This is a genomic window from Olivibacter domesticus, assembly GCF_900109575.1.
In the GTDB taxonomy this organism is placed as follows: domain Bacteria; phylum Bacteroidota; class Bacteroidia; order Sphingobacteriales; family Sphingobacteriaceae; genus Olivibacter; species Olivibacter domesticus.
In genome coordinates this window covers 868,910-888,805 of record NZ_FOAF01000001.1, presented here as the reverse complement: position 1 = coordinate 888,805, position 19,896 = coordinate 868,910, and the positions used below count along the sequence as shown (strand labels likewise).

General features: G+C 36.6%; 22 protein-coding genes and 2 tRNA genes. 15 read left to right on the top strand and 9 right to left on the bottom strand.

What is annotated here, in order from left to right:
* Window positions 1-141 precede the first annotated feature (141 nt).
* From BMY50_RS03790 to BMY50_RS03780, 3 genes are all read left to right on the top strand, one after another.
* The gene (locus BMY50_RS03790) at window positions 142-768 is read left to right on the top strand and encodes a YceI family protein (protein ID WP_093318551.1); all 627 of its coding nucleotides are present in this window, start codon (window positions 142-144) and stop codon (window positions 766-768) included.
* A gap of 22 nt (window positions 769-790) precedes the next feature.
* The gene (locus BMY50_RS03785) at window positions 791-1,831 is read left to right on the top strand and encodes a ligand-binding sensor domain-containing protein (protein ID WP_093318549.1); all 1,041 of its coding nucleotides are present in this window, start codon (window positions 791-793) and stop codon (window positions 1,829-1,831) included.
* Between the two features lie 290 nt (window positions 1,832-2,121).
* Window positions 2,122-2,194: transfer RNA gene (locus tag BMY50_RS03780), tRNA-Lys, on the top strand.
* Between the two features lie 189 nt (window positions 2,195-2,383).
* On the opposite strand, the gene BMY50_RS03775 is transcribed toward BMY50_RS03780, so the two are convergent.
* The 3 genes from BMY50_RS03775 to BMY50_RS03765 are packed head-to-tail and all read right to left on the bottom strand — an operon-like array spanning window position 2,384 to window position 4,264.
* Complete coding sequence (locus BMY50_RS03775) at window positions 2,384-3,367, bottom strand: aldo/keto reductase (protein WP_093318546.1); 984 nt, start codon at window positions 3,365-3,367, stop codon at window positions 2,384-2,386.
* A 1-nt stretch (window position 3,368) separates the two neighbouring features.
* Window positions 3,369-3,656 (bottom strand): putative quinol monooxygenase, encoded by a 288-nt coding sequence (locus BMY50_RS03770; protein WP_093318544.1) that lies wholly within the window; start codon window positions 3,654-3,656, stop codon window positions 3,369-3,371.
* Window positions 3,653-4,264 (bottom strand): NAD(P)H-dependent oxidoreductase, encoded by a 612-nt coding sequence (locus BMY50_RS03765; RefSeq protein ID WP_093318542.1) that lies wholly within the window; start codon window positions 4,262-4,264, stop codon window positions 3,653-3,655. The genes BMY50_RS03770 and BMY50_RS03765 overlap by 4 nt, the downstream gene beginning before the upstream one ends.
* 68 nt (window positions 4,265-4,332) lie before the next feature.
* Between BMY50_RS03765 and BMY50_RS03760 the strand changes: the two genes are divergently transcribed.
* From BMY50_RS03760 to BMY50_RS03735, 6 genes are all read left to right on the top strand, one after another.
* Window positions 4,333-4,554, top strand: a complete 222-nt coding sequence (locus BMY50_RS03760; protein WP_238383654.1) for a helix-turn-helix domain-containing protein — start codon at window positions 4,333-4,335, stop codon at window positions 4,552-4,554.
* Between the two features lie 162 nt (window positions 4,555-4,716).
* Entirely contained in the window at window positions 4,717-4,896 is a 180-nt protein-coding gene (locus tag BMY50_RS03755) for a microviridin/marinostatin family tricyclic proteinase inhibitor (protein ID WP_093318540.1), read from the top strand.
* A gap of 69 nt (window positions 4,897-4,965) precedes the next feature.
* A complete protein-coding gene (locus tag BMY50_RS03750) occupies window positions 4,966-5,934 on the top strand; it encodes an MvdC/MvdD family ATP grasp protein (protein WP_093318538.1) in 969 nt (322 codons plus the stop codon).
* Window positions 5,931-6,923, top strand: a complete 993-nt coding sequence (locus tag BMY50_RS03745) for an MvdC/MvdD family ATP grasp protein (protein ID WP_093318536.1) — start codon at window positions 5,931-5,933, stop codon at window positions 6,921-6,923. Before BMY50_RS03750 ends, BMY50_RS03745 begins: the two co-directional genes overlap by 4 nt.
* 120 nt (window positions 6,924-7,043) lie before the next feature.
* Window positions 7,044-8,087, top strand: coding sequence for a sensor histidine kinase (locus tag BMY50_RS03740; protein ID WP_093318534.1), 1,044 nt, complete (start codon window positions 7,044-7,046; stop codon window positions 8,085-8,087).
* A complete protein-coding gene (locus BMY50_RS03735) occupies window positions 8,084-8,785 on the top strand; it encodes a LytR/AlgR family response regulator transcription factor (RefSeq protein ID WP_093318526.1) in 702 nt (233 codons plus the stop codon). The genes BMY50_RS03740 and BMY50_RS03735 overlap by 4 nt, the downstream gene beginning before the upstream one ends.
* On the opposite strand, the gene BMY50_RS03730 is transcribed toward BMY50_RS03735, so the two are convergent.
* The gene (locus BMY50_RS03730) at window positions 8,782-9,297 is read right to left on the bottom strand and encodes a DinB family protein (RefSeq protein ID WP_093318524.1); all 516 of its coding nucleotides are present in this window, start codon (window positions 9,295-9,297) and stop codon (window positions 8,782-8,784) included. The two genes, BMY50_RS03735 and BMY50_RS03730, sit on opposite strands and share 4 nt — an antisense overlap.
* Window positions 9,298-9,610: 313 nt before the next feature.
* On the opposite strand from BMY50_RS03730, the gene BMY50_RS03725 reads away from it, so the two are divergent.
* Window positions 9,611-9,683: transfer RNA gene (locus BMY50_RS03725), tRNA-Lys, on the top strand.
* Window positions 9,684-9,789: 106 nt separating this feature from the next.
* Here BMY50_RS03725 and map read toward each other — a convergent pair.
* Window positions 9,790-10,554, bottom strand: a complete 765-nt coding sequence (gene map, locus BMY50_RS03720) for a type I methionyl aminopeptidase (protein ID WP_093318522.1) — start codon at window positions 10,552-10,554, stop codon at window positions 9,790-9,792.
* Window positions 10,555-10,661: 107 nt separating this feature from the next.
* Here map and BMY50_RS03715 point away from each other — a divergent pair, with 107 nt between their 5' ends.
* Together BMY50_RS03715 and BMY50_RS03710 are read left to right on the top strand one after the other, a co-directional pair.
* On the top strand, window positions 10,662-11,573 hold the full coding sequence (locus tag BMY50_RS03715; RefSeq protein WP_093318520.1) for a helix-turn-helix domain-containing protein: 912 nt from the start codon (window positions 10,662-10,664) through the stop codon (window positions 11,571-11,573).
* Between the two features lie 148 nt (window positions 11,574-11,721).
* A complete protein-coding gene (locus BMY50_RS03710) occupies window positions 11,722-13,242 on the top strand; it encodes a sulfatase-like hydrolase/transferase (protein ID WP_093318518.1) in 1,521 nt (506 codons plus the stop codon).
* A 131-nt stretch (window positions 13,243-13,373) separates the two neighbouring features.
* Here BMY50_RS03710 and BMY50_RS03705 read toward each other — a convergent pair whose 3' ends face one another.
* Together BMY50_RS03705 and BMY50_RS03700 are read right to left on the bottom strand one after the other, a co-directional pair.
* Window positions 13,374-13,844 carry an NUDIX hydrolase gene (locus BMY50_RS03705; RefSeq protein WP_093318516.1) on the bottom strand — a complete coding sequence of 157 codons (471 nt, stop codon included), beginning with the start codon at window positions 13,842-13,844 and terminating at the stop codon, window positions 13,374-13,376.
* Window positions 13,841-14,470, bottom strand: a complete 630-nt coding sequence (locus BMY50_RS03700; RefSeq protein WP_238383653.1) for a response regulator — start codon at window positions 14,468-14,470, stop codon at window positions 13,841-13,843. The genes BMY50_RS03705 and BMY50_RS03700 overlap by 4 nt, the downstream gene beginning before the upstream one ends.
* A gap of 372 nt (window positions 14,471-14,842) precedes the next feature.
* Between BMY50_RS03700 and BMY50_RS03695 the strand changes: the two genes are divergently transcribed.
* Together BMY50_RS03695 and BMY50_RS03690 are read left to right on the top strand one after the other, a co-directional pair.
* A complete protein-coding gene (locus BMY50_RS03695) occupies window positions 14,843-15,880 on the top strand; it encodes an RluA family pseudouridine synthase (protein ID WP_093318512.1) in 1,038 nt (345 codons plus the stop codon).
* Window positions 15,881-15,926: 46 nt separating this feature from the next.
* Window positions 15,927-16,793 carry an aminotransferase class IV gene (locus BMY50_RS03690; protein ID WP_093318506.1) on the top strand — a complete coding sequence of 289 codons (867 nt, stop codon included), beginning with the start codon at window positions 15,927-15,929 and terminating at the stop codon, window positions 16,791-16,793.
* Between the two features lie 63 nt (window positions 16,794-16,856).
* On the opposite strand, the gene fmt is transcribed toward BMY50_RS03690, so the two are convergent.
* Window positions 16,857-17,774, bottom strand: coding sequence for a methionyl-tRNA formyltransferase (fmt, locus tag BMY50_RS03685; RefSeq protein ID WP_093318504.1), 918 nt, complete (start codon window positions 17,772-17,774; stop codon window positions 16,857-16,859).
* A 72-nt stretch (window positions 17,775-17,846) separates the two neighbouring features.
* Here fmt and BMY50_RS03680 point away from each other — a divergent pair, with 72 nt between their 5' ends.
* The gene (locus tag BMY50_RS03680; RefSeq protein ID WP_093318502.1) at window positions 17,847-19,067 is read left to right on the top strand and encodes an ABC transporter permease; all 1,221 of its coding nucleotides are present in this window, start codon (window positions 17,847-17,849) and stop codon (window positions 19,065-19,067) included.
* A 15-nt stretch (window positions 19,068-19,082) separates the two neighbouring features.
* On the opposite strand, the gene mazG is transcribed toward BMY50_RS03680, so the two are convergent.
* Window positions 19,083-19,886, bottom strand: a complete 804-nt coding sequence (gene mazG, locus BMY50_RS03675; RefSeq protein WP_093318500.1) for a nucleoside triphosphate pyrophosphohydrolase — start codon at window positions 19,884-19,886, stop codon at window positions 19,083-19,085.
* Between the last annotated feature and the right edge of the window lie 10 nt (window positions 19,887-19,896).

The window sequence follows — 19,896 nt, the reverse complement described above, 5'->3', positions numbered from 1 at the left end:
CAAAGTTTACATTTTTATTTACAATCCAAATTTCTCAACCCGAAAAATATCAAAGTAGATTCGCCAAATCAACTTTGAATAATATGAAACCATCATGATTTTGCAGACTACGCGTTAGGATGAACAAATAATTATATACAGATGAAAAATAGAAGAAATGTTTTTTACCGCCTGCTTATCATATTGGCTGGAGTAATTTATTTTCCAGTACAAGCTCAGCAAAATGGCGCCCAAAATGTCGTTTATCAGCTTGATATTAAAAAAAGTAAATTGTTTTGGCAGGCTCCCAAAAACCGCCATAATGGTTTTATACTATTTAATTCGGGCGCACTTAGCAGCTTTATTAATGACCGACCAACCCGGGGCACCTTCAGTATAAATATGAACAGTATGAGAAGTACCGACGAACCTACAGCCACCGGGAGAAAAAAGGTTGACGATGAGCTGAGAAGCGAGAACTTCTTTGCTGTATCAAGATATCCTACAGCCACCATGCTTGTTAAACAGATACTTCCGGAACAGAAGCCTGCTACCTATAGGGTTTTGGGTGAGCTGACCATCAAAGGTGTGACTAAAGCTATCGAATTTATAACTATTATGAAGCAGAATGGCAGTTCAATTACAGCAACGGCAAACATGAACATTACCCGCACAAGTTGGAACATCAATCATGAACCCACACCTTGGAACATCTTAGGCCGCCTGAAAGACAATCTCGTTGACGAAGAGATCCCGGTTAATCTGGAGCTGATATTTAGGAAGAAATGATTATAAGATAATAAAAAGAAAAATGAAGAGTTACACACTAAGCTATATCCTGTTTCTGATTTTTATTTTTTACACCTCCTGTACAGGACAAAACAAAACAAGTCCCCAAAAAGAAAATATTAGGCCTGAAACAAAAGATGCAAGTACTCCCCACGGACCCACCACGATTGTTCGTACTATTAAGCAAGATAGAAAAGGCAATATTTGGATTGCTTCATGGGATGGTATTTTTCGATACGACGGAAAGTCTTTTACCAATATTACAAGTAAAGTGAGTTCCGCCAGATTTTTTTCGGTATTGGAAGATAAAAAAGGAAATTTTTGGTTTTCTTCTGTTGGCTCGGGTGTTTATTATTATGATGGAACATCCTTTCGTAATTTTACAACTAAAGATGGACTTGTTAACGATCGGGTTAGTGAAATATATGAAGATAGAGCCGGTAGCATTTGGTTCAGCACGGAAGATGGAGCAAGCCGTTACGATGGGCAGTCTTTTCGAAGTTTTACGACTAAAGACGGGCTGCCCCATAACGGTGTTAATTCTATCATCGAAGATAAAACAGGGAAATTCTGGTTTTGTACAAGGGGTGGTGCCTGTCTTTATGATGGAAAAACATTTACTATTTTAGCTCATGATGGCAAACCTTTTAGAAATGTGCATACTATCATCGAAGATAAAAAAGGCAATATTTGGCTCGGTGGAAATGACGGACTTTTGCGTTATAACGGAAGTATATTTATAAATTATTCAGAGAATTTTGTTGGCTATATTTACGAAGATAAAACGGGAAACCTCTGGACTAGTTCTAATAACGTTAAAACGAAAAATTTCAAGAATGACTTACCAAGTAATATTAACCAAAGTACTTGGACTCTTTCCCGTTATAACGAAAAATCATTATTTAATAACGCGGCGTTACCCGAACTAATAAGAACAAATGAAGGAATGATTTTTGGAATTCTGGAAACGGACAATGGGAATATTTGGTTTGGCACTTTAAATGGAGTTCATCGATATCATGGCAATATTATTACCGACTTTAAAGGTAAGGTTCAGGAATAGTTTTAAAGACTGGATTTCTTTGGTTTATTAATTACTGAGGTTATGTAATCCTTTGCCGAGGCAGATCTCTATTTTCTCACCTAGCTGTTACATTTTGTATCTCTTACGGACAAATGGATTCCATTTGTATACTTTTTTGAACTAATCTATGTACTTATCTTAACCGCTGCATTTTTTTCCTCTGTTTATTAGGAACTTAATTCAAATACAGCAATAAAGTTGGTTTTATGTTTGCATGATACTATGAAGAATTCTATCTTTGCAGCTCTTTCAACGGAAAAAATGAATTTGATTCCGTAGCTCAGCTGGTAGAGCAATACACTTTTAATGTATGGGTCCTGGGTTCGAATCCCAGCGGGATCACAAAGCCTCAACATAAGTTGGGGCTTTTGTTATTTAAGCTAGGATGCGAACAGAAGGGTAGGGTTGGTTCGAACGCCGTAGGCTTCTCGAGTGCCTGAGAGTATGGGGTATGAGTGATTACGGGTATTATCCAGCCCTTGTGTTCTAGTTGATAAAATTGCCGAGTTGGTTAATGTGATCGTTGTTTGCTTAAATTTTTGAAAGCGCGTTAGCTATCATTTGCATTTCTTCTTGTGTGATATTTATATCCATCGCTTGCGCGTTGGCTACCGCTTGTGCCGCATTCCTGGTTCCCGCTAAAACCACCGTAACGGCGGGTTGCAGGTTTGTCCAACGCAATACTAATTGAGAAAGAGTAGCTTTTTTCGCATCGGCTATCGGAGCAATTGTGTCTAAAAATATGTTTACTTTTTCCAGATTGAACTGTTGGAAATAACTATTTCTATGATCATTTTCTTTCAACTTTCCGTCTTTAAAATATTTTCCCGTAAGCAAGCCTCTTTCCATTGGGCTGTATGCAATAACTCCTACGTTATTTTTTTTTGCATAGGGCACCAAATCTGATTCTATATTGCGATTGAGCATGCTGTAACTTACTTGATTGCTCGAAATATCCAATGTTTTTCTTGCTTCCATTACTTGTGCTACACTGTAATTACTTACACCTGCCGCACGAATTTTTCCCTGTTGAATCAACAATCCCAACGCCTCCATTGTTTCAGCAATCGGCGTTGTGTTATCGGGCCAATGAATTTGCAAAAGATCGATGTAATCCGTTCCTAAACGTCTCAAACTTTCTTCTGCTTCTTTAATTACATTGGCTTTTGAAGCGTATTTATACACGGATACCTTCTTACCCGCGTTTTCTGAATCAAAATAAAATTCGCCTTTTCCGTTGTTGCTGCCGTCCCATACCAAACCGAATTTGGTAAGTAGTTGAATCTTGCTTCGGTCATATCCTTTAATGGCTTTCCCGATCATTTCTTCACTCAATCCAAAACCGTAGAACGGGGCCGTATCAAGGGTTGTAACCCCATTATCAATAGAAGCTTTTACCGCATCGATACTGTCCTTTTGTTCGTTCCCGCCCCACATATTGCCCCCTATGGCAAATGCTCCATAAGCGATAGCTGATAATTTTAAGTCGGAGTTACCTAATGTGCTATATTCCATTTTATATTTTATTAGTGAGATAAATTTGTGGTGTTTCTTGTAGTTTTTCTTTTGCTAATTGACCGAATGCAAGAATGTAAGACTGTTGATTATGGCTATCCAAGCCAGCTTGATCTTTCCAGATTTCATGGAAAATAAATATGTTCTCGTCTTCCTTTTCCTGATGTAAATCGTACTGAATACAAGCCTCTTCTTTCCGGGTTTCCTGTACCATATTTTGCAATACGGTTAATACTTCAGTAAAATGTTCAGGCTTTGTCTTAATAATTGCCGTTAAATAAATATTCATGATAAATGTTTTTCTAAAATGAAAGCCTCTTGTAGATGTTGCAAATAATCGCGATGATAGTTATCGACGCGTTCTGGTGTTGCGTTCTTTTCTAAATCGTGAAAATGAAATCCATCAATTCTATCCATGCCGACAAACTGATTCATCTTATGGAAACCAACTAATATGCCATCGTCTACAGCGGTCTGATCGAAAAATTCTCCCGGCAATGTGAAAGCTGTATCGGGTGCATTCCATGTGGAGGTAACCATATATTTTTTACCTTGCATTAATCCACCTGTTCCGTAATTGATGTCGGGATTGTTGCGGCTTCTCCCATCACTCCTGTAAATGCCGTTTTGATGACCGGCGGAGAAAACTTCATCTATATATTTTTTCAAACGATTCGGTACCTGGAACCACCAAATAGGCGTATGATAAATAATAACATCAGCCCATTTAAAATTCTCCACTTCTACCATCGCATCAAAATCATCATTGATGTTGGTGATACGTAATTTAAATCCGTTTTTCTTGAAGAAACTTTTTGTCCATCCAGTCAGCGTATTGTTGAACGTTCCACCTGAATGCGCAAAAACCTGTCCGCCGTTAATAATAAATATCTTCATATTATATTGTCTTGATAATTAATAGTACAAAGTTCTATCAGAATTTTATATTATCAAAATAACTTAAATTGTATGTTTGTATCATAAAAATAATAGAAGTAAGGTTGGATTTGGAATGGTTGCGAACTTTTAAAGCAATTTATGAAACAGGAACGCTTTCTGCCGCAGCGCAGGAATTGTTTATTTCCCAACCTGGCTTAAGCCTGCATTTGAACTCGCTGGAAGTCTTTACAGGTTATAAATTAGACCGCTCTGCACGAAAAATGGTGCCCACAGAAATTTGGATTTAAGCTAGGATGTGAACCAGAAAAAATCTCTCATTAGAACGAAATAGAAGGGATTTTAATTTTTTTTTAAAATAATCCATAATTATTGTAGCGCTCAACTAATTAAACTCGTGTTATAAAAGTAATGCGTATTACTATTTATTAATTCTTAAATTACTAACAGTTATGGAAACTAAAAATCAAATGAAGCAGCCCTTCTTTGCCAAATTCTTAGAAGGCCAAACAAATCAGAGAAATGCTAAAAACCAAGATGGTACGCAACAATCATCTACATCCAACCTCAAGGGAGAAGATGTAGCTGTAACGTTAAAATTTCCTTCTGACAGTGATGAAGAGCTATTATAAGCCTTATCACTTTAAGTTTTAGTATAAGCAAGAGGTTAATATTAACCTCTTGCTATCATAATTGCCAATATGATCCTTTGTCTTACACATTCCAACGATTTTTATACTATAGACATTGTTCAAGCACATCTAACTAAACTGGGGTTCCCATCTTTTAGACTTAACACAGATGAATTTGCCATCGGCTATGAAATGAATTATTCAAAGAACCGCAAATTTGAAAACTACGAGCTAAAAGGATTTTCAAACACCATAAAATCATCCGATATACATGCGGTTTGGTATCGAAAATTATGGAGTTTTAAAACACCACAAAATCTTGATCCAGATTATAAGGCCACTTTTGTAAAAGAATATCAAACGTATCTCCAAATATTCTTAAATACTCTTAAACATATTCCTTGGATGAATGATATGCAAGCTGATCATACGGCGGGAGGAGATAAGATGCATCAATTACACAAAGCATATTCTTTTGGCCTAAATATCCCTAGAACATTAGTAAGTAATTCCGCTACCATCATCCGTGATTTTTATAAATCTTGCAATGCTGAAGTTGTTATGAAGTTGCATGGGGCCTTATCTAAAAGCATGAAAGGAGACACCCCATTCTTCCCGACTACAAAGTTGGTTGAATCAGATTTAAATCAACTGGATACGCTAGCCTATTGTCCAATGATTTTTCAAGAATATATAAGGAAAGCATATGAACTTAGAATTGCCTATGTGGATGGGTTGGTCTTTACTGGAAAAATTTCAAGTGACGATGAGAAGATAGATTGGCGAATTGCCACAGGAAAATCTTTTAAATGGGAGCATTACGAACTGCCATCATCAATAACAATTAAAATACATAAAATGATGACTAGCCTCGGGCTGCATTTCGGAGCTATTGATATGATAAAAAATACTGATGGTCACTATATATTTTTGGAGGTTAATCCCCAAGGTGAGTGGGGAATGTTACAAAAGTATCTAAATTACCCAATAGGAGAGGCTATCGCAGAAATGTTGACAAAACGTATAAAATCAAAATGACTAACAAGAAAATACTGATCATCACGCATACAAAAGATAATGAATGCATAAAACATGTTTCGAATTATATACAAACATTTGGAGGTGAAGTCATCCGTTTTAATGTAGACAGCTATCCAACGAAAACAAATTTAACCACACTTTTCACAAATAACAGGTGGAGCATTATACTGGATAATGGAGAAAAGCACTATTTGGATAATCTATATGCCGTATGGTACAGGAGAAGTCACCATATTGGAGACGGCATTGAAAAAATAATAGATCAGCAATACCTTGCGGCCACAACCGGAGAGATTAAACGGACATTACATGGCATGATAGAAGCATTGCCATGCTTTCAAATGGAGCGTTTTAGCACTTATCGCAGATTAGATAGTAAGGAAGAGCAGCTTAAGATTGCCGTGAACTGCGGTTTAGCAATACCATCCACCTGCATCAGTAATTCACCAAAAGAAGTAGAAGCTTTTATAAAGCAAGCCAATGGGGCTGTTGTTACTAAAATGCAAAGCTCTTTCTCCATATATCAAGACGGTAACGAAAACGTGGTATTCACTAATGAAATAGACACAACGGATATTGAGGAGTTTGACAACCTTCAATTTTGTCCAATGGTATTTCAGCAAAAACTTGAAAAGAAACTTGAATTACGCGTAACAATAATAGGAGATAAGATTTTTAGTTTTAGTATCGACTCTCAAAAGAAACCTAATGCGCAAATAGATTGGCGCAAAGAAGGCCTTAGTCTTGTAAATGAATGGCAACCCTATAACTTGCCTTCTTACGTTGAGAAACAATTGCTTTCTTTTATGGATATGTACAAGTTGAACTATGGCGCTATCGATCTTATCCTTACACCTGAAAATAAGTTCTACTTTCTGGAAATAAATCCGGCAGGTGAGTACTTTTGGCTCGACAAGCTGTGCAATAATGCTATTTCCGAACAAATTGCCAAAGTACTTCTCGGCTTAACTTTTCGGAGAGAATAAAAACCGGATGATTATTTCGCATCTATCCTTAATCGTTTAGTCGTCTAAGTTTATCATTTGGTCTACTCTCTTGTAAGAATTAGCTATAATTTAATAGCTTTATACGTGATAAACGAAGAGATGGTATCAAATTTGGCACAACGAAAGTCTATTTTTAGCTTAAAGACAATCTTTATTGGTATCCATATCGTCATATGGGGCATTGTTTTATTTTTACCATATTATATTTCCAGTCCACCCGATTTTAACATAGGTCCTGTACCCGGGCTTTTCTTTACTTTAACGGGCGTAGTGCATGTATTTATCTTTTATACGAATGCTTATTACCTCTATCCTAAATTTTTAAATCTTAAATGGTGGTGGTTTTATTTTATAACGGTCATCGCCCTTTTGGTGCTATCGTTTCAGATGAAACACGCCATGTTAATTAATTGGTTCCCCACGGTGGCCAAAAATGTGTCCTTATACAAATTTATTTATCCTCCTTCTATTGGAATTTTTATTGCAAGTTTTATTTATCGTAAAGTTGTTAATAAAATAAATCAGGAAAAATCGTTAAAAGAGCAGCGAGCAGAAAAATTGGCTTCAGAACTTAAATTTCTACGCTCGCAAATTAATCCGCATTTTCTCTTCAATGTGCTAACTAATCTGGTCTCACTAGCGAGAAAAAAATCGGATAAACTAGAAGCTTCCTTACTTATGCTTTCAGATTTGATGCGATATATGCTTTATGACTCCCAAAACAGAAAAGTGTTTTTACAACAAGAAATTGAATATTTAAATAGTTATATAGCTTTACAAAAATTACGCTTTGGTGATGCAGTGAATATTAAATATACAATACACAGAAATGAAGAGATCAAGAAGCACCAAATAGAACCCATGTTACTCATTCCTTTCGTCGAAAATGCATTTAAACATGGAGTCGGTTGGATAGACGCTCCCCAGATTAATATCATGTTAATCGTGAAAGACGATGTATTAACTTTTGAAGTTTCTAATCAATACGATGCGGAGTTAGATATAAATAAAGACAAAGATTCAGGAATAGGATTAACAAATGTAAAAACCCGTCTTGAATTGCTATATAGCAAACATTATAATTTGGAAATTAAAGATAAAGACAATTTATTTCGTATAATATTAATTTTAGATCTGGTATGATGCGCTGCCTAATTGTAGATGATGAATCGCTTGTTCGTGATCTGTTGGAAGATAGTATTAGCCAACTGTCTTATTTGTACCTAGTTAAAAGTTGCAAAAATGCGCTCGAAGCCTGGGATATTGTTCAGCAAGAATCCATTGATTTAATATTTTTGGATGTACAGATGCCACGTCTAAGTGGACTGCAATTTCTGCAATCATTGGATAAACCACCTTTAGTTATATTGGTTACAGCTTATAATGAATATGCTTTAGAAGGATTTAATTTACAGGTTGTTGACTATCTTTTAAAACCCTTCAGTTTTGAGCGGTTCATGAAGGCATGCAGTCGCGCTAATGAATTATTTCAATTGAAAAATAAATCAATTGAAACGGAAGAATATCCCGATTTCTTTGTAAACGTTGAATATACACTTGTAAAGATTATTATAGCCGACATCAATTATATTGAAGGATTAAAAGACTATATAAAAATACATCTCTCTACAAACGAACGACCTATTCTGACTCGTATGAGTATCAAAGCAATAGAAGAAAAACTTCCACCATCACAATTTATAAGAACACATAAGTCTTTTTTGGTTGCGGCAAAAAAAATTACTACTGTGAAACGTGATTTTGTCTGTATTGGGCACCAAGAAATACCTGTTAGCGCATCTTACAAAGAAAATATTGCCCACTTAATTCAACGCAGTTAGTTAAACGCTTTCATACATTGAAAAATATTATTCAACTGATTCACATGCCTTTTTGAATGAACAATCATGAAGTATACCCATTCCAAACGTGTAAGTTCTCCAACCTCGGGAAAGGGAAAACTCGTGCATGTCTTGGAAAGATCCAGCTCTTTAATTAATTCACTGATAGTCTTTCGATTATCAATAAGTTTGTTGATCAATTCTTGTTTTTTCTTTGGTTCATTTGTTGGTATTATAAATTCAGGTGCCTTTAATTTCGTAGAAAAGTCTAAAAAGATGGCACCTAGTTCTGTTTCCTTTTCATCAATAGCTCTTTCAGTTTCTCTTACTGAGCCTAGCAATAGCTGCGGAATCCCCGCTTCAGACATAGATAAATGTTCTGCTACTTGACCCGGCGTCCAACTTTCATCAAAAGGAACAATATTAAATTGTTCCTCTGAAAACCGGTTTAGAGCTTCGTCGAGTCTTTTAGTTGACTCATCAAAATCGAATATAATATTATCTGCTTTCATAATAAGATATGTTTATGGAGAACCATACTTACAAAATTGCGCATTCAAGTACGAAATAAAAAGGCTGAAATACGGCATTCTATAAGGGGAGATGCGACATAGAAATGTAGCAAGGTATAAGTAAGAAAAATAAAAGACTGATTTATAGGTTTCAATAAAAAAACATTATTTTTTTTATCTTAAAATTTGGCATGAATAGATTAAAAACATACCTTTGCACCCGTTAACAATTCAGGAAATAAAATATAATTCTGAATAAAATAAGTTAACCGGATTTAATTCTAAAGATATATTTTTAGAATTTTAATGATAGGATTCCGTAGCTCAGCTGGTAGAGCAATACACTTTTAATGTATGGGTCCTGGGTTCGAATCCCAGCGGGATCACAAAGCCTCACAATAAGTGGGGCTTTTGTCATTTAAGCGGGGATGAGAACAGAAGGGTTGGCCGGTTCGAACGCCGTAGGCCTCTCGTTTTTTTAGTCGAAAACACTTAGTCCCAGATACCATTTTGTTCAGTTAGAATAATAGGTTGTCCATCCGTGACAACTATCGTATGTTCATGTTGAACAGCAAAACCACCTTTGTCGCCTATCATGGTAAAACCATCAGCAGTTTCTAGTGCCAATGAGGAATCAGTTGTTATAAACGTCTCTATTGCCACAACGGCATTTTTCCTGAACCTCCTTTGATCAAACTTGTCTCTATAATTAAGAATTCCATCAGGTTGTTCGTGTAGACCTCCACCTACTCCATGTCCACCCAAATTTTTAATTACTTTATAACCATTTCTTTTAGCTTCCTTTTCAATCAGACTACCGATCTCATTGATTTTTACTCCCCCTTTTATTGTATTAATAGCTTTTTTGAGTATTGCTCGGGAACTATCGACCAAATCTTGTTTTTTGTGAATATCTTGACTAACAATAATTGAACTGCCATTGTCGGACCAATAGCCATTTAATTCAGCAGAAACGTCTATATTCAACAAATCTCCTTCCTGAATAATTCTTTTATCCGACGGTATACCATGACATATTTCATTGTTGAGACTAATGCAGGTATGTCCAGGGAATTTATAAACAAGATATGGTGCAGATTTTGCACCGAATTCATTAAGCAATTGACCACCGTAATCATCCAGTTCTTTTGTACTCATTCCTGGACGAACATATTCATGCATTTTCTTTAGGGTTAGCGCGACCGCTTCGCTAATGCTCCTCATTCCTTCCAGCTCTTTTTCATTTGTTATTATCATAAATCTTATGTTTTTGCTCTTTACAAAATTACAAGCTGAGTACTATAGCAAATAGTATAACTTAGACATTTAAATCCATAGCAAATGAATTTAGTATATTTGTAGTTGTGCCCATTAATTTCTTTAAACATATAGCCAATCCAGATGACGACAGTGTTATCAAATTCACACCTTCTGATGACTTAAAGGAATTTGTGGAAGGATATTATGTATTTAACGCAAATTATTGTGATGGAAGACAATTGTTTTTTAACGATGGTTATCCTGTAGTTGCATTCATGCAAACGAAAAATGAAAAAGCAAAAATAAGCATAGATGGGCAGATAAAATGGGTTGGAAACACATGGGTTTGCGGAGGTATATTGAAAAATATTTATTGTGAATCTTCAATTCCATTTGAAAATTTCTTAATTATTCGTTTTTACCCGATGACCTTCTTCAAATTATTTGGCATTGGCGACGATTATTTTGAGAAAGCACAGGTTTTTGACTTCTCAGAAATAGCAGGATATGGTTTCGAAATGTTTAATGAAGCTTATTACAGCTCATTCTCTATTGAAAAGAGAATACAGGTAATAACCAGTTTCCTTTCTGAAAAAATTGATTGCTATTCCTATCCAAAGGTGCTGATCGACATATTGGATTATATTAATAGGCAAGGTGTCCTAACTGTTAAGGACTTATTGGAAACATATACGGTTCGGTTGAATTACAAATGGTTGGAAAGGAATTTTAAAAAACATTTAGGTATTTCTCCTAAAAACTATCTTTTAATTAGGCGCTTTCTAAACGCATATTTAGATTTACATTCCTTTCGCTCAAAGGATCTTTTACAGATTGCTATTAATAATGGATATTACGATGACAATCATTTTATAAAGGATTTTCGAAGATTTTCGGGAGTTCCTCCAAAAACATACTTTCAGAATATCGCTGCATCATCCAGGTGTTGTAATTGTGAGGATATTCTTCCAACTGTGAACGGACCCGTGTATACAAATAGTCGACGCGATTATTAGACGATAAGAATCAGGAAACGGAAAAGCGGCGATACATTGTAGGCAGCAAGCAAGGGACGCCTGGAAGGAATGAAACAGAATTGCCACGTCCGTTAATCCTTCGTATCTTGGTGTGTTTCATTTTAATATTCATTTAAACCAGCAAATTATGAATTTCAGCGAACGCCTCACCAATTTCTCCGGTAAGCCGGACATCATCATGATCATTACCGATCAGGAAAGAGCCACACAGCATTTTCCGGAGAACTGGGAGCAGGACAATCTTAAGACCCTTACTTTTCTGAAACAAAACGGCTTCAGCTTTGATCGTGCCTTTTGCAACACCTGTATGTGTTCACCCAGCAGGTCCACATTGCTGACTGGCCTTTATCCAGCACAGCATCATGTGACGCAAACCCTCACCAACGGCGGAAAATACTCTCAAGGCGAAGTTACCCTGGATAGTACGCTTCCTAACCTGGCGCGTATGTTAATAGCTAACGACTATGAGGTGCATTATCGTGGCAAATGGCATGTGAGTAAGGGTGTCGATGGTGGCAGTCCTGATCCATCCGATATTGCACTGTACGGCTTCCGAGGTTGGAAAGACCCAGATGCCGGTGAAGATACCGCACCTGAGAATTTCGGTGGTGGTTTTGCCAACCACGACGGGACTTATATACAACAAGCCATCGACTTCTTGAAGAATGTTAGGGAACTACGCACCCAGGGAAAAGTAAGGCCCTATTGTCTTATTCTTTCACTGGTTAATCCACATGATGTGCTTTGTTATCCGAAGGGATTCAAATATGGCTACACTGACAATTTTCTTAAGGGGTCAATACCCCTCCCCAAAACGGTAAACGAAGATCTTGTTGCTAACGGCAAACCTTCTGCGCAGGCTCAGATAAAAACTACAGCAGCTTTGGGACTTGGCATGCTGAACACACCTGAAAAGCAAACAAATTACCTCAACTTTTACGGCAACCTACTGCGCCTGATCGATACTGAGATCGGTTTTTTTATCGATGAACTATACAAGGAGGTGAACGGAAGCAGGTTGGCCGACCAGGCACTGGTGATTCGTCTAGCTGATCACGGCGAAATGGGTATGGCCCACGGTGGCATGCGTCAAAAGGCATTTGTTGCCTATGAAGAAGCGCTAAGGGTACCGATGATCTTCTCGAATCCGGTTCTGTTTCCTAAAGGGGATAAGTATAAAAGCACTCGGAATCTAGCTTCGCTGATCGATATCATGCCTACAATCGCTGGCATTACAGGAGCTACCCCGCCCAAAGGCCTAAGGGGCACTAGTCTCCTTCCTTTGTTGGACGATGACAAACCAGTCCAGGATGCCATCTTATTTACATTTGATGATACGAAAGCCAGCGCTGCTGATAAAGCTAGCGTAGTAAGGGCAGCAAACCGGATACGTTGCGTGCGTACTACCGATTGGAAATACAGCCATTATTTCGATGCACTTGGCGGCTACCCCGAAGAGTTTGAGCTGTACGACTTGCGCGATAAAGAGGCGCTCGAATATGACAACCTTGCACATGATCCTGCATATATGGAGACGAGGGCAGAAATGGCCAAACTATTACAACAACAGATCAAGCAGAAATTATTTGTCCACTCCGAATCCTTTGATGAAGCCGAATTCCTGGAGTGGTACCAGCAACAGCAATAAAAACAGAGCATTATTGATAGCAATAAACAGCTGCTTTTATGAGCGGCTGTTTATTCTATATCGTTTTGCTATAGGTAACTAAAGAGGTCCGAACGCCGTAGAAAAGGCCTTTTGAATGAGTCAGCGTTAATTCAAAATTCGGCGGAACGATTATGTATCTGAAGAGCTTCATCTAAAAATGGCACTTGTTTGATGTTGATAAGAACTTTTGCTTCCGAATAATTGAACCATCCCGCTTTATCAATTTCTGGGAACTGTCTACGTATACCAGATTTAGGAGGCCATTCTATTTCAAAATTATTACTTCTTATTGTACTTGGATCTATATCTTTCTCAATTACCCAGCAAAGCACTTCTTTTCCACCTTTCTGTTTAATTGGTGGAACAGGGTGAAATGCTCCGTGAAGTTTATGACCTGTCTCCTCCTCAAATTCTCTTACCGCCGCATTCAATGGATCTTCATCTAATAGTATCTCGCCTTTAGGGATTGTCCACCATCCCTCATTTTTCTTTTGGAAAAATGGCCCACCAGGATGAACTAAAAAGAACTCTAGCTCTTTTTCTGTAGATCTAATGAGCAATATTCCGGCGCTCTTCTTCATAATAACTTTTGTTCCGCAGCGACCCTAATCAGCTCAGCTACGTTTTTTGCCTCAAATTTTTGAAGTAAATTTCTACGGTGAGTTTCCACAGTTAACGGACTTAAATACAGCTGATCGGCCATAACTATCGTTGTCTTTCCTTCGGCAATTAATTGTAAAATTTGCTTTTCTCGTTTAGTAAGTTGTGGTACACCTCTTAATTCATTTTGACTGGGTTTGGCTATAATTTCTTTTACTTCCTTACTAAAAGCTAGCCCACCACTCAATGCTTCATAAATTGACTTAACTAATTCTTCTACAGATATATTTTTGAGGAGGTAACCATTTGCACCATTTTGTAACATTTGCAAGATGATACTACGTTCCGTGTGGTTACTTAGTGCTAAAACCCGTGTATTAGGAGAGATCAGTTTAATTTCTTTGCAAAGCTCCATTCCATTTGCGTCAGGTAGCATTATATCTAAAAGAACAACATCTACAAAATGATCTTTCAGAAAAATCATAAATGTTAAGCCGGAGGTAAAACTACCAACTATTTCAATTTCCTCATGGTTTACTAATAGCGATTTAAGTCCTTGAATAACAATTTGATGATCATCAACGACCGCTATTCTAATTAATTCCATATGCCTCGTCATCTAAGAAAGAGATAAATATTTAACCAAAATAACAAAAAAATATCACACAAATTAACGAAGAAATCTATTAGAGCACGTTTAAATTTATATTGTAAAAAAGTTTATAGCTTTTTTGAGCAAGGCGAGGCATGTTCTTGAAAAGGTAGCCAGTCTCTACCTCAAGAAAACATAACAAAGTTGTAGTCAAAAAAAAGCATAAACAAAATCATGAATTTTAAACAGGCTCTTATTACTCAGGTTTAAGAAATTAAATTTTCTTAAAAAAGTAATATTACACTTAGTACTGTTATTTGAAACTCAGATAACTTATTTTCTCAATCTTCCAATAATTACAAACCAAATATTATTTACTTTTGCAGCATGGCAGAAGATTTCGATATTGACGAAAACGGAGAACAAGATTTATACGAACATTTACGAGTAGTAGTAGATAAGGGACAAGCATTATTACGCATTGATAAATTTTTAATGCATCGGGTAGAAAATGCTTCAAGAAACCGAATACAGAATGCCATTGAAGCCGGTAATGTGTTGGTAAACGATAAACAAATACGGGCTAGCTATAAAGTGAAACCGGGCGATATTATTACCGTAGTACTTCCGCATCCTCCCCGTGATACAGAGATTTATCCAGAAAATATACCACTAAATATACCTTATGAGGATGATGATCTACTGATTGTAAATAAAGTCACAGGGATGGTTGTTCACCCAGGTTTTAATAATTATACGGGAACTTTGGTAAACGCATTAGTTTATCATTTCAATCAATTGCCACAATTACCTGGAAATGACGGACGACCGGGCCTTGTACACCGCATAGATAAAGACACAAGCGGTTTACTTGTTATTGCAAAGAACGAATGGACTATTACGCACTTAGCTAAGCAATTTTTCGATCACAGTATTCATCGTAAATATACTGCTTTAGTTTGGGGTGATTTGCAGAGCGACGGCACCGTTACGGGCTACATAGGACGCAGTTTAAAAGACCGTAGAGTGATGTCTGTTTATGACAGTGAAGAGAAAGGTAAATGGTCCGTTACGCATTACCGAATTTTAGAGCGCTTAGGGTATGTCACGTTAATTGAGTGTCAGTTGGAGACTGGTAGAACTCACCAGATTAGAGCACACATGCAATCCATTGGCCATCCTTTATTCAATGATGCTCTTTACGGTGGGGATAGGATACTTAAAGGGACAGTCTTTAGTAAATACAAGCAATTTGTAGATAATTGTTTTAATATACTTCCTAGACAAGCACTTCACGCAAAAAGTTTAGGATTCATACACCCTAGAAGCAAAGAGTATGTAAACTTCGAATCAGATTTACCAGAGGATTTTGCTCTTTGTTTAGAAAAATGGCGATCGTATGTGCAGTATGAACGCTCAAAATAATGATAATTTAAGAACTAATTTTTTCTTTTCTCCGTTAAGAATATAAATGAACGAACAATATATAAACAATAATGGAAGCCTGATGTTAGAAAATCAGCCCATGATCCACCATACGAATCGAAGCTTACGTTACGGTGATGGCATTTTCGAAACGATGCGTTGGATGGATAATGATATCAGGTTTTTGCAATATCATGTAGACAGGCTTCAAGCGAGCATGAATACTTTACACTTAGAAGGATCACATAAATTCGATGCTTATTTTATCAGAGAGAAGGCCTCAGAGCTCGTTAAAAAGAATAAACTTGGAACGGAGGCTAGAATTCGTATAAATGTGCATAGGGGAGGAGGAGGCCTCTACAGTCCTGAAACAAACAAGCCAAATTATCTATTAGAAGCAACCTCGCTAGACAATATCGGTTATCGTTTAAATAAATCTGGTGTCATCATTGATGTTTATAAAGAGCATAAAAAGCCTGTCAATGACCTATCTCATCTGAAAAGCAATAACTCCTTAATCTACGTACTTGCAGGCATCGAGCGAAAAAAGCTTGGATGTGATGATATTTTGATTCTGAATAATGAAGGTCTTTTATGTGAATCACTAAGTTCTAATATTTTTGTATGGTACAATAAAACCTTGTATACTCCCGCTTTGAGTGAAGGATGTATCGCAGGCGTCATGCGCCGAGTTGTTATTGAAATGGCTAAAGAATATGGAATTGAAGTGGTGGAAGCTCAAATCAGTCCAGAAATTTTGCATGAGGCAGACGAAATGTTTTTAACGAATGCTATCCACGGCATCCATTGGGTTATGGGTTATAAGAAGAAAAGATATTTCAACCATCTGTCAAAAAATCTGCAGGAAAAGCTAAGTAAATGGCAATTAACCATCGATTTGGATGAAGAATAGTCAGTTGAGAGAAATTGAAAGTTGATTTAGGAGATTTATAAAATAAATCTCCTAACTTTTACCTTATATTCTTACGCCCCTAAGAAACTCTTCTACAGACATTCTCCTTTTTCCCTCGAGTTGCACCTCTGTTACATCAATATAACCACCTTTGGCAGCAAAACGCAAATAATGTTTTCCATCTGAGATGAAACTCCCTGGCTGCTCATTTGTGGTATCTTTCAAGGGGGTACATTTAAATATCTTAAGTATTTTTCCTTGAAAATCAGTAAAAGCGGTAGGATAGGGACTTAACCCTCTAATTAAGTTGTATACCTCCTGCAAAGGTTTGTCCCATATAATCTTACAATCTTCTTTAAATATTTTAGGAGCGTGTTTCAATTCCACGTTGTTAATTATTTCTTCTTGCGGAATCTCCTGATGTTTACCGTTTTTAATAGCCCCCACTGTTTTTATTAATAACTGCGCACCAACTGCCATTAATTTATCGTGCAAATCTCCAGCAGTGTCAGTAGCTGCTATTGAAACGGTTTCCTTAAATAAAATATTACCGGTATCGATCTGATGTTGCAATAAAAAAGTGGTCACGCCACTTTCCTTTTCACCATTTATGATAGCATGATTAATAGGGGCGGCTCCTCTATATTGAGGTAATAAAGAGGCGTGTAAATTGATTGTTCCTTTTGGCGGCATATTCCAAACAACTTCTGGTAACATTCTAAAAGCAACCACTACTTGCAAGTCTGCGTTAAAACTCTTTAAAGCCGCCAAAAAATGCTCATCCTTAAGTTTTACGGGTTGTAGTACCGGGATATTATTAGATACAGCAAATTTTTTGACTGCTGATTCCTGAATTTTTTGTCCTCTGCCTGCAGGTTTGTCTGCCACTGTCACCACTGCTACCACATTTTCACCTGCTTCCAGTAATGCCTGCAACGATGCAACAGCAAAATCAGGGGTTCCCATAAATATAATACGCATTATTTTCTTTTATGTTTTTAGTTAAACACTCCAATCTTTACCTTTGCTAAGGTACAAAATATATTTTCAGACTTGAATTTTCCCTTATACTTAGCAAAACGAATTACCAAGGGCGGTAACCGTAACTATTCAAAACTCATTATAAAGGTTGCCGTTGCAGGTATTATGCTTGGTTTAGCAGTAATGATTTTAGCTATAGCCGTGCTGAAAGGGTTTAAAGGGGAAATTATTAACAAGGAGAGAGGGTTTAATGGGGATATTACCGTTTATAAACATAATTTAAATAGCTCATATGAGAGCTCTCCCTTTAGTTTGAACGACGATAGCTTGGAACTTCTCACCAAAGTCCCAGGAGTTAAACAATTAAACGCCTTTGGAACTAAACCAGGTATTATTAATGCAAATAATGAGATTGAGGGAGTAGTATTGAAGGGGATAGACAGCAACTATAATCAAAAATTGCTTGAAAGCATTCTTGTTGAAGGAAAAACTATAGATTTTTCAGATAGTATTCCCGCTCAGCAACAAATTTTAATTTCTAAATACACGGCAAATAGACTGGATCTTAAATTAGGTGATGATTTTCTAATGTATTTCGTGCAAGAACCTTTGCGTAAACGTAAGTTTACCATAGTGGGGATCTATAATCTTGGTGTAGAAGAAATAGATAAAACATATGTTATCAGCGATATATCTTTAATTAGACGACTAAATAAATGGGAGAAAAATGAAGTAGGAGGGTATGAGATTATAACAGATGATTTTGACAAATTAGATATCACGAATCAAACCGTATTAGATTTTTTGCCTATACAGCTTGTATCTGTCACCATTTCAGAACAATATCCTGAAATATTTGAATGGTTAGCACTGTTAGATATTAATTCCCAGATAATATTGGTTTTAATGGTTTTAGTGGCTATCATAAACATGATTTCAGCTTTGTTGATTATGATTTTGGAACGTACTAATATGATTGGTATTTTAAAAGCTTTGGGCCTCAATAATACGGCAATAAGAAAAGTTTTTCTTTACAATGCCCTTCAACTTATAGGAATAGGATTAATATTGGGTAATTTATTAGGCATTGGCATATGTGCTTTCCAACATTATACTCATTTTTTCAAGTTAGATGAAAGTGCTTATTACATTTCTTATATTCCTATTAAAATAGGACCAATAGAAATTCTATTACTCAATTTAGGTACTGCCGCTCTATGCTTATTAGCCCTATTAATTCCGTCAGGCTTAGTTAGTAGAATTAGCCCTATCAAAGCTATCAGATTTAAGTAGTTATTACATAGGTGGTTAAACACCTTTGGCTTCATTCCAATAGACATCCATTTCTTCTAATGTCATGTCATGAAGATTCTTTCCTAACTCTTTGGCACGATTCTCTAAATGTGTAAAACGATGAATGAATTTTTTGTTAGTTTTTTCCAAAGCGTTTTCTGGATTAATATCTAAGAATCGTGCATAATTTATTAGAGAGAAAAGTAGGTCGCCAAACTCGTTTTCTGCCTTCTCCTTGTCTATCGGTTTATTTTCCGAAATGTTTAACTCCTCTTTAAATTCCCGTAGCTCTTCTTCTACTTTTTCCCATACCTGAGATTTATCTTCCCAGTCAAAACCTACCCCTCTGGCTTTATCTTGGATTCTGTAAGCTTTTACTAAAGCTGGTAAACTCCCAGGTACGCCTGCTAATACTGATTTATTGCCTTCTTTTAATTTTAACTGTTCCCAATTACGTTTTACATCCTCTTCATTCGCCACCTCTACATCTCCATAAATATGAGGATGTCTGCTTATTAATTTATCACATACACTATTCAGTACATCAACAATAGTAAAATCATCATTTTCTTCTGCAATTCGTGCATAAAAAACCAAGTGCATCATAATATCACCCAGTTCCTTTTTTACTTCATTTAGATCTTTATCAAGAATAGCATCGGCGAGCTCATAGGTTTCTTCGATCGTTAGATGGCGTAAGCTCTCCATTGTTTGTTTTCTATCCCAAGGACATTCCAGGCGTAAGGTATTCAGAATATTCAATAATCTTTCGAACGCTGTTGCAGGGCTATCCTGCTTAGAGGGTGCTATGTGTGGCATTTTATTGTGT

Excerpts from the sequence above, each read along its gene's own strand:
- BMY50_RS03695 (WP_093318512.1), top strand. The coding sequence starts at position 14,843 with ATGGCAGAAGATTTCGATATTGACGAAAACGGAGAACAAGATTTATAC.
- BMY50_RS03755 (WP_093318540.1), top strand. The coding sequence starts at position 4,717 with ATGGAAACTAAAAATCAAATGAAGCAGCCCTTCTTTGCCAAATTCTTA.
- fmt (WP_093318504.1), bottom strand. The coding sequence starts at position 17,774 with ATGCGTATTATATTTATGGGAACCCCTGATTTTGCTGTTGCATCGTTG.
- BMY50_RS03740 (WP_093318534.1), top strand. The coding sequence starts at position 7,044 with ATGGTATCAAATTTGGCACAACGAAAGTCTATTTTTAGCTTAAAGACA.
- BMY50_RS03735 (WP_093318526.1), top strand. The coding sequence starts at position 8,084 with ATGATGCGCTGCCTAATTGTAGATGATGAATCGCTTGTTCGTGATCTG.
- map (WP_093318522.1), bottom strand. The coding sequence starts at position 10,554 with ATGATAATAACAAATGAAAAAGAGCTGGAAGGAATGAGGAGCATTAGC.
- BMY50_RS03790 (WP_093318551.1), top strand. The coding sequence starts at position 142 with ATGAAAAATAGAAGAAATGTTTTTTACCGCCTGCTTATCATATTGGCT.
- BMY50_RS03730 (WP_093318524.1), bottom strand. The coding sequence starts at position 9,297 with ATGAAAGCAGATAATATTATATTCGATTTTGATGAGTCAACTAAAAGA.
- BMY50_RS03745 (WP_093318536.1), top strand. The coding sequence starts at position 5,931 with ATGACTAACAAGAAAATACTGATCATCACGCATACAAAAGATAATGAA.
- BMY50_RS03785 (WP_093318549.1), top strand. The coding sequence starts at position 791 with ATGAAGAGTTACACACTAAGCTATATCCTGTTTCTGATTTTTATTTTT.
- BMY50_RS03765 (WP_093318542.1), bottom strand. The coding sequence starts at position 4,264 with ATGAAGATATTTATTATTAACGGCGGACAGGTTTTTGCGCATTCAGGT.
- BMY50_RS03700 (WP_238383653.1), bottom strand. The coding sequence starts at position 14,470 with ATGGAATTAATTAGAATAGCGGTCGTTGATGATCATCAAATTGTTATT.
- BMY50_RS03775 (WP_093318546.1), bottom strand. The coding sequence starts at position 3,367 with ATGGAATATAGCACATTAGGTAACTCCGACTTAAAATTATCAGCTATC.
- BMY50_RS03690 (WP_093318506.1), top strand. The coding sequence starts at position 15,927 with ATGAACGAACAATATATAAACAATAATGGAAGCCTGATGTTAGAAAAT.
- mazG (WP_093318500.1), bottom strand. The coding sequence starts at position 19,886 with ATGCCACACATAGCACCCTCTAAGCAGGATAGCCCTGCAACAGCGTTC.
- BMY50_RS03750 (WP_093318538.1), top strand. The coding sequence starts at position 4,966 with ATGATCCTTTGTCTTACACATTCCAACGATTTTTATACTATAGACATT.
- BMY50_RS03705 (WP_093318516.1), bottom strand. The coding sequence starts at position 13,844 with ATGAAGAAGAGCGCCGGAATATTGCTCATTAGATCTACAGAAAAAGAG.
- BMY50_RS03710 (WP_093318518.1), top strand. The coding sequence starts at position 11,722 with ATGAATTTCAGCGAACGCCTCACCAATTTCTCCGGTAAGCCGGACATC.
- BMY50_RS03770 (WP_093318544.1), bottom strand. The coding sequence starts at position 3,656 with ATGAATATTTATTTAACGGCAATTATTAAGACAAAGCCTGAACATTTT.